The organism is Sphaerisporangium sp. NPDC088356 (assembly GCF_040685555.1).
GTDB lineage: Bacteria > Actinomycetota > Actinomycetes > Streptosporangiales > Streptosporangiaceae > Sphaerisporangium.
In genome coordinates this window covers 61,453-68,865 of record NZ_JBFBIK010000034.1, presented here as the reverse complement: position 1 = coordinate 68,865, position 7,413 = coordinate 61,453, and the positions used below count along the sequence as shown (strand labels likewise).

At 64.8% G+C, this 7,413-nt stretch carries 8 protein-coding genes; 3 read left to right on the top strand and 5 right to left on the bottom strand.

What is annotated here, in order from left to right; all coding sequences use genetic code 11:
• Nucleotides 1-592 precede the first annotated feature (592 nt).
• Complete coding sequence (locus AB0O34_RS15560) at nt 593-865, bottom strand: hypothetical protein (protein ID WP_363916035.1); 273 nt, start codon at nt 863-865, stop codon at nt 593-595.
• 585 nt (nt 866-1,450) lie between these two features.
• On the opposite strand from AB0O34_RS15560, the gene AB0O34_RS15555 reads away from it, so the two are divergent.
• Nucleotides 1,451-2,827: an IS1380 family transposase gene (locus AB0O34_RS15555; RefSeq protein WP_363916034.1), complete on the top strand. Its 1,377-nt coding sequence runs from the start codon at nt 1,451-1,453 to the stop codon at nt 2,825-2,827.
• Nucleotides 2,828-3,012: 185 nt separating this feature from the next.
• Here AB0O34_RS15555 and AB0O34_RS15550 read toward each other — a convergent pair whose 3' ends face one another.
• Nucleotides 3,013-4,245 (bottom strand): transcriptional regulator, encoded by a 1,233-nt coding sequence (locus AB0O34_RS15550; RefSeq protein ID WP_363916032.1) that lies wholly within the window; start codon nt 4,243-4,245, stop codon nt 3,013-3,015.
• Nucleotides 4,246-4,412: 167 nt separating this feature from the next.
• On the opposite strand from AB0O34_RS15550, the gene AB0O34_RS15545 reads away from it, so the two are divergent.
• The gene (locus AB0O34_RS15545; protein WP_363916031.1) at nt 4,413-5,078 is read left to right on the top strand and encodes an ATP-binding protein; all 666 of its coding nucleotides are present in this window, start codon (nt 4,413-4,415) and stop codon (nt 5,076-5,078) included.
• Nucleotides 5,079-5,521: 443 nt separating this feature from the next.
• Nucleotides 5,522-5,848, top strand: coding sequence for a hypothetical protein (locus AB0O34_RS15540; protein ID WP_363916030.1), 327 nt, complete (start codon nt 5,522-5,524; stop codon nt 5,846-5,848).
• Between the two features lie 344 nt (nt 5,849-6,192).
• Here AB0O34_RS15540 and AB0O34_RS15535 read toward each other — a convergent pair whose 3' ends face one another.
• The 3 genes from AB0O34_RS15535 to AB0O34_RS15525 all read right to left on the bottom strand — a co-directional run.
• A complete protein-coding gene (locus AB0O34_RS15535) occupies nt 6,193-6,501 on the bottom strand; it encodes a helix-turn-helix transcriptional regulator (RefSeq protein WP_363916029.1) in 309 nt (102 codons plus the stop codon).
• A complete protein-coding gene (locus AB0O34_RS15530) occupies nt 6,498-6,881 on the bottom strand; it encodes a type II toxin-antitoxin system RelE/ParE family toxin (RefSeq protein WP_363916028.1) in 384 nt (127 codons plus the stop codon). Before AB0O34_RS15530 ends, AB0O34_RS15535 begins: the two co-directional genes overlap by 4 nt.
• A gap of 110 nt (nt 6,882-6,991) precedes the next feature.
• On the bottom strand, nt 6,992-7,413 hold a 422-nt coding region (locus AB0O34_RS15525), incomplete at its 5' end, for a Clp protease N-terminal domain-containing protein (protein WP_363916027.1).

The following is a 7,413-nucleotide window of genomic DNA, read 5'->3' as shown; positions in this document are numbered from 1 at the left end:
ACCCTTCAACCGCATCGGTCCCGGCACGTCCGACCTTCTGCCCGTTCACCACTTGCCGCAGCTGCGTGTCCACGGCCGGGACCCTTCACCTGCGCTGGCCCTGGCACGTCCGACCTTGCCTCTTGTTCACTGCTACTGCTGTGGCAGCGCGTCCACGGCTGGGACCCTTCAACCGCATCGGTCCCGGCACGTCCGACCTTCTGCCCGTTCACCACTTGTTGCAGCTGCGTGTCCACGGCCGGGACCCTTCACCTGCGCTGGCCCTGGCACGTCCGACCTTGCCTCTTGTTCACTGCTACTGCTGTGGCAGCGTGTCCACGGCCGGGACCCTTCACCTGCGCTGGCCCTGGCACGTCCGACCTTGCCTCTTGTTCACTGCTACTGCTGTGGCAGCGCGTCCACGGCCGGGACCCTTCACCTGCGCTGGCCCTGGCACGTCCGACCTTCTGCCCGTCTTTCTGCGTCGTCTTTGCTGTCCACACTCGTCCGGGCAGTTCGTCGTGATGCCTACGTCCTGCTCTGCCCTGGTGGATCCGTTCCTTGCGATGTCAGGAACCCTACCCCTACGCATCACGGATGTCTACTTCGGCCACTAGAGATTTTCGGTTCCGGGGTAATCCATTTCGATCTTTGCCGATCGCTCCTCATCGTCGGTTATGAGCAACCGAGCGAAGACCTGGCTCTCCAGCGCTGTCTCGACCTTCAAGCCCGCACCGCGATAGGCCGCCTCGGCAGCGCTCACCGCTGTCTCGAAGTCCCCGTCCGCCGCAGCGAACACGTCCACGTCTTCGGGCCGACGGGTAAGGAATCCGTGGGCTTGTACGGCGTAACCGCCGGCGAGCGCAAAGCCGAACCGTTCTGTCACAGCTCCACGACACCGGCGACTGGTCCTGTCAACTCGCTCAGGACGGTGGGCAGCAGATAGGCACGAATTCGCCTCCACGCCTGGCGGACGTCTTCCCAGGGCTCGCCGCCGACATCGTCCGCCTGCTCCGAGCGAGCGATGTCGATGATCCCCTTGCGAAGACCATTGAGGATCTGCCGTTCTATGGGCCATGCACCTGCTCGCCGGGCTGCACGAGCCTCATGACCGCTCCGCCCAGGTCCTCCGGCTGCTTCGTCGTCGATCTCGAAGACAACGGTGAGTCGACCATATGGCTGAACCTGGACCCCTCAGCGAGGACCATCACTGCTGTTGAAGTCCTCGACTGCCGCGACCTCGGCCCCGCAGCCCGGCGCCCTTGAAGGAAAGAATCAGAGCCACCTGCTGACACCTCGTTCCGAGCCATTTGATCCGTCTCAGGTCAACTCCTCGGCCTGGGTCAACTAGCCTCGGGCTTTCGTGGCGTGTTTAGCCGAGGTTGATCGTTTACATGAGAAAAGTGCCTTGAGCTGGGAGAATTGGACTTGCTGAGGGTCCGACCACACCAGTTCGAGAGGCACTTTTCGCGTGCAGTCTATCGCTCCCCGCCCCAAGATCGTCGTGTCTACCGACGGCACAGGGATCGTCTGCCAGGCCGGCGGCCTGCTTCTGCTGGAGACACTGCGGGTGACCGGCCTGGGCGAGGGCCTGGCGCTGGCGCTGGAGCGGTGGCGTGCACCGCGGGCGGTGCATGATCCCGGGAAGATCGTGGCGGATCTGGCCATGACCCTCGCGCTGGGCGGGGACTGCCTGGCCGACATCGCGGTGCTGCGGTCCTCGCCGGAGTTGTTCGGGCCGATCGCCTCCGATCCGACGGTGTCACGGCTGATCACGACCCTCGCCGACGCTGGGCCGAAAGCGTTGCGGGCGATCCGCGCCGCTCGCGCGGCGGCCCGGGCCAGGGCATGGACCCTGGCGGGTGACCAGGCCCCCGGAGCAGGCGGCGGCCTGATCCCGGTGGACCTGGACGCCACCATCGTGATCGCGCACTCCGACAAACAACACGCGGCCCCGACCTGGAAACACACCTACGGCCACCACCCGATGACCGCGTTCATCGACCACGGCCAGGGCGGAACCGGTGAAGCCGCCGCCCTGCTGCTGCGCCGGGGCAACGCCGGCTCCAACACCGCCGACGACCACATCACCGCCCGACGGCTCGCCCTCAACCAGATACCCGCCCGCCTGCACACACAGGTGCTGATCCGCACCGACTCCGGCGGCACCCACGCCTTCCTGGACTGGGTGAGCGCCCGCCGGCTGAAGTACTCCATCGGATTCCCCCTCACCGACGACATCCGCGCCGCGATCCTCGACCTACCGGCGGACGCGTGGCAGGTCGCCTACGACGCCGACGGCCAGATCCGCGAGGGTGCGTGGGTCGCCGAACTCACCGGCATGCTCGATCTGTCGTCCTGGCCCACCGGCATGCGGGTCATCGTCCGCAAAGAGCGCCCCCACCCCGGCGCGCAACTGCGGTTCACCGACATCGACGGGCACCGCTTCACCGGTTTCGTCACCGGCACCCGGCCCGGTGGCGGCCGCGGCCAGCTCGCCGACCTGGAGTTGCGTCACCGCCGCCGGGCCCGCTGTGAGGACCGCATCCGCTGCGCCAAAGACACCGGGCTGCGGAACCTGCCCCTGCACGGTTTCACCGCCAACCAGGTCTGGCTGGAACTGGTCGCCCTGGCCTGCGAACTGCTCGCCTGGACCCAGATGCTCGCCTTCGACGATCAACCCGCCCGCCGGTGGGAACCCAAACGGCTGCGACTGCGCGTGTTCTCCACAGCCGGACGCCTGATCAAAGGCGGCAGGCGCCTGCGGCTGCGCCTGTCCCACCGCTGGCAGTGGGCCGGCCTGATCGCCACCGCGATCACCCGCCTGCAAACCCTCCCCGGGCCCTGACCAGCTCGAACCGTCCCAACAACCACGGAAGGAGACCAATCCGGGCCTGTGGAACCCCGCCACCCGACGCGACAGTCGGACCATCAGCACGACCACCCACCTAAAAACAAGGTCGGATCCGGTCGCTACACGACCGAACCCGACTCACGAAAGATCGAGGCTAGATCGGGAACCGACAATGAATCTCAGCGATGGTTGATGAGGAGTTCTCGCACTTGTGGTAGGTCACGGTAGGGCTTCAGTCGCGCGAGGACCACACGTGCACGTTGAGCGGTTCGATCGCTGGCCACATCTGCGGACAGACTGAGCATCCGTCCGGCTGCTAGCGCTGCCTCCTCCGGCTCGTTGGCATCTGCCAGCGCAACGGCAAGCCACGACAGGTAAAGGGCCAGTTCCCGTGTGTGCGTGGCGTTGTAGCGGCTGAGTACATCGGTGAGGAGTGGGACGGCGCGCAGAGGCCGCCGCAACTCGGTGTAGGCGCGCGCTTGCATGATCTGTAGCTCGCCAGCATCTACCCAGTAAAGATACGAGGGCTCGTCCCTCCCGCTGTCGTCGGCGAGAGCATCGTCGGCCTCGCCAAGTGCTCGCATGGTCTCTTGTGCTTCTCCGTTACGTGCGTGCGCCCACGCCACGCGGTCCCAGCACAACGCGCGTGCACGGGGAGGTGCGTCCGGCCCTGCCACCTCTAGCGCCGTATGGGCAAGTTCTACGCCTTCGCTTGGGTCTCCAGAGTTGGAAATCTGGTACGCCAACGATCCGACAAGGTTCGATTCAAGGGTGCCATCACCGGCTTCATGTGCTGCGCTGATGCCGAGCCGGTATGTACGCGCTGCTTGATCACGCTGTCCTGCGTCACTGGCCACCCATCCCGCGATCTGAGCAAACTCGCCGATCGCTACCAACAAGCCCTGACCGACGTCTTCGGTGTGGATGCCTTCCCGGTAAATACGGACGGCCGCTTCAAGCTCACGAAACGCGGGCTGGATCAGATCGCCCCCGGCGAGTACATCATCGGCGAGTCGCAAGCTATGAACCTGCGACGACAGATCCGCCACGGTCTCGGTACTGACACGCCGGCCGTTGCGGTTAGCGATCGGGGAAAGAGGATCCCCCTGACGATGCAGCTCTTTCAGAACGTCAGCAGGGGCGCGGCGGGGCGCGGCTCCTCCATCGCTGAACAGCTCATGCTCATCCATAGCGAACACACGGCAATAAAGCACGCCATAAGGGTCTTTCGGCCGGTGCCTGCCTGCTTCCCAATCCTTGATCATGCGAGTCAGGGACTCCCGCCCTGGAAGACGCGCACGGGCTTGTCCGTCGGCGGCATCGACAAGTTGCTTCGCCATCTCCCGCTGCGTCCACAGTCTGTTGCGCCGTTCGGCACGCAGTCGTGCGGCCCAAACCGGAACGTCGTCCATCGCTGCTCCTCGGGGGAGAACTTCCGGATGCGCCTGTCTCCCCCAGTCTCCTCTATTCGCACTGTTGCCGCATGCGTACGGAGCGGTGTGATGGGAGGTGACGCCAGAAATGGCAGGACCCGCAGGCGCGGTCAACGCCGTACGGGTCCCTGAACCGCACTCTGGAGGTGCGATCTGTGACAGATCCTAAGACCATCCTGCCTCGCCGCAAACACTCCACCGCAGGCAGCCTGTTAGGCGTTAAGCATCTAGTTGGTTCTCCTGAATCGGTCTCGCAGGCGCGAGCTTATGTGAGAGGAAAACTCGGGGAGGATCATCCGGCCTTGGATGATGTGACGCTGCTGGTTTCCGAAGTCGTCACCAACGCCGTCATTCACTCGAACTCGCGAAATGGCGGAAGAGTCACACTCGCACTTGCCGACTGCTATGACCTCATACACGTTGACGTGGTGGATGAGGGAGGGGAGATGATCCCGCAGGTTGGCGCGGACATCTTCGCGGAAAGCGGGAGAGGTCTCATGCTCGTTGAGCAGATCTCCGACCGCTGGGACGTCTATGAGGATTCCGCCGGGCGAACGGTCTGGTTTCAGGTGAGGTACGAGCGCGTGGCGTCGTGCTGCCCAATGCAGCGCATATCAGCCGAACCCTCAGACTCGCACGAGAGCGCTACGCGCAGGACGGCAAAACAGGCTGCACGGACGGTAGCGGAGAGCGCTCAGCAAGAACAGGCGCTACCCCTGGTCGAACGCTGGGGTCTTGACCGTGACGGCCTGGACATGGCGGCCGAAACGTTAGGCGTAGAGCCCTTCGGCCACGAGGGGACGCGCCTCTAGAGCGGGGCGGCGGCGCGGATGAACTTCCCCCGCAAAGGAGCCGGGGGCGGTTTTGCTCCCCTATAGCCCGCGCTGTCGCCCATCCATCTCGGGGACACCCAGCGACTCGAAGGGAGGCCGACTCTGACACTTAAGCAGAATCTCTGATGGTATGCCCGAGCCTATGCACAAGAAGAAATGATGATACGAGAGTACATCGTTTCGTACGCTGGGCGGGGAGAGCCGAGCAGGGTAGGTGATCGTGCGACCTGCGGAGCCAGATGGCCAGGGTCGTGACCGTGACGGTGCCGAGGTAGATGTAGGCGCGTTCGTCATAGCGGGTGGCCACGGCTCGAAGTGCTTGAGCCGGTTGATGCTCGCGCGGACTCGATCCGTCGGCAGTCTCGACCTTGTCGTGATGGTCTTCCCATGCTTAAGTGTTTCGGGTGAGTCGCGAATCGGCTATGGGCAGGCGTCTCGAACCTGTCCCGGAAAAGCCAAACACGACCGGCGGCAGGGAAAATTACATCGCGCTGGCCGTTCTCCTGGGCGCGGTCTCGGTCCCGCTTTTGCTCGCCGACTGGTTCATCGTTTTGACGATCTGGCCCCAATGCATGTCATATGAGGGAGGCAACATAACGGACTGTGGCGGCGGGCTTTCGGAGGAACAGGCCAGCGGGGTAGCGGGACTGATCGCACTGGTGATGCTCGCCATCCAGGTACGGGTGATCGTCCTGGTGAGCTGGCGCGTCCGCTCCGGCCCGCGGCGACGGCGCCACTACGGCGGATAGTCGATGTTGGACTGTTCCGCGGCTGAATACTAAAGATCTTGGGTGTTCTGGGATGCGCTTGCCGGGGCCGAGGCTCTTCTGACGCTGGCGCGCACTTCGAAACAGCGAGGCTGGCGGATAGGTACATCGATTCGCACGGACTACGCGAACTACATCACGACAAGGTGCTCCTTGGATGGTCCATAGCCGGCCGAAGTAGACGGTGGCCATGCGCTTTGCGTGAGGGCATGACGGGTGACCGTTTCCGCGGGTCGCACTGAGTCGGGATTCGGACGCGCGTGGTGGGAAGGCGGGTTCCCGGCGTCGGCTGGGTCGCAGGGGCGGGCGCGGATGCGGTCGGTGGGTTAGGCGATCTTGTAGTGGGTGCCGTCCACCGTTGCCACGACGTCAAGTCTTCCACCCAGGGCCTGCACGTAGGAGATGAGCGTGCTCAGCGTCGTGGACGCGGGGTCGCCACGCTCGATCGCGGAAACCCGTTCTTGGCGGACATGCATCCTCTCCGCGACGTCCGCCTGCCGTAGGCCGAGTTGCCTGCGTACCTGGGACAGCCTGATCGCGGCCACCATCTCCGCGGTGCCCTCGTCGATCGCCGCGATGTCCTCGTCATCGAAGATCTCTCGCTTGACAGCATCCCACTCGTGAAAAGTGGTCATCGACCGTGTCCCTTCGATCCATGTTCGAGTAGCTCGACCCACTCGGCAAAACGCGCTTCGGCGAGTGGAATCGCTTTCTCATACCAGGAATCCCATTGTCCTGATTTGTCTCCTCCGACGAGAAGCACGGCAGTGCGCCTGGGATCGAAGGCGAACAGGATCCTGATCTCACTTGGGCCTGCGGAGCCCGGGCGGAGCTCCTTCAAGTTCTGTATGGCCGACCCCCTGATCCTGTCGACGAGCGGCCGACCCAAGTCCGGTCCGATCTCGATCAGGGTCTGGATCGCCTGACCGATCAGCCGAGCGGTGATCCGGTCTTCCACGCGGATCGTGTGCAGCCACTCCTTTACTTCTCCGACCACCTCAAGACGCCACCCCACCGCAGCCCTCCTTCATAGTATGCAGGCATACTAGGAAAGCCAACTCTTCCACGCTTAGTAATTGTTCAACTTCGTATCGCGGTCACGGTGATCTCGGCGGCTGCTCGCTGTTAGGCTTCGGGAGCCGTGTTGAGGCGCTCCTCCAGGCGCTCGATGCGCCGGATCAGTGGTTGGACCTCCTGGCGGACCGCGGTGGCCAGTGCTTTCGCCGCGTCCGCGGGTACGGCCGAGCCGCCCGCCTGGCTCTGCGCCCGGAGGTGCACGTAACCCGCGAGGGCGGCGGCGACGGCCCGGCGGGTCAGGCGGGGCTCGGCGCCTAGGGCGCGCAGCACCTGCCCGGCGGTGCCGTCGGGTTCGGCGACCAGGCCAAGCAGCAGGTGCTCGCAGCCGACATAGTTGTGCCCGAGGGCGGTGGCCTCGGTGACGGCCAGTTCGAGCGCGTTGGCGGCCGGGCCGCTGAAGTACCGTGCCATGCTCCCCTCGCCGCCCTCGCCGCCCTCGCCGCCCTCGCCGCCCTCGCCGCCCTCGCCGC

Bases quoted from the DNA above. Each gene is read 5' to 3' on its own strand.
- AB0O34_RS15550 (WP_363916032.1), bottom strand. From the start codon at position 4,245: ATGGACGACGTTCCGGTTTGGGCCGCACGACTGCGTGCCGAACGGCGC.
- AB0O34_RS15540 (WP_363916030.1), top strand. From the start codon at position 5,522: ATGGGCAGGCGTCTCGAACCTGTCCCGGAAAAGCCAAACACGACCGGC.
- AB0O34_RS15535 (WP_363916029.1), bottom strand. From the start codon at position 6,501: ATGACCACTTTTCACGAGTGGGATGCTGTCAAGCGAGAGATCTTCGAT.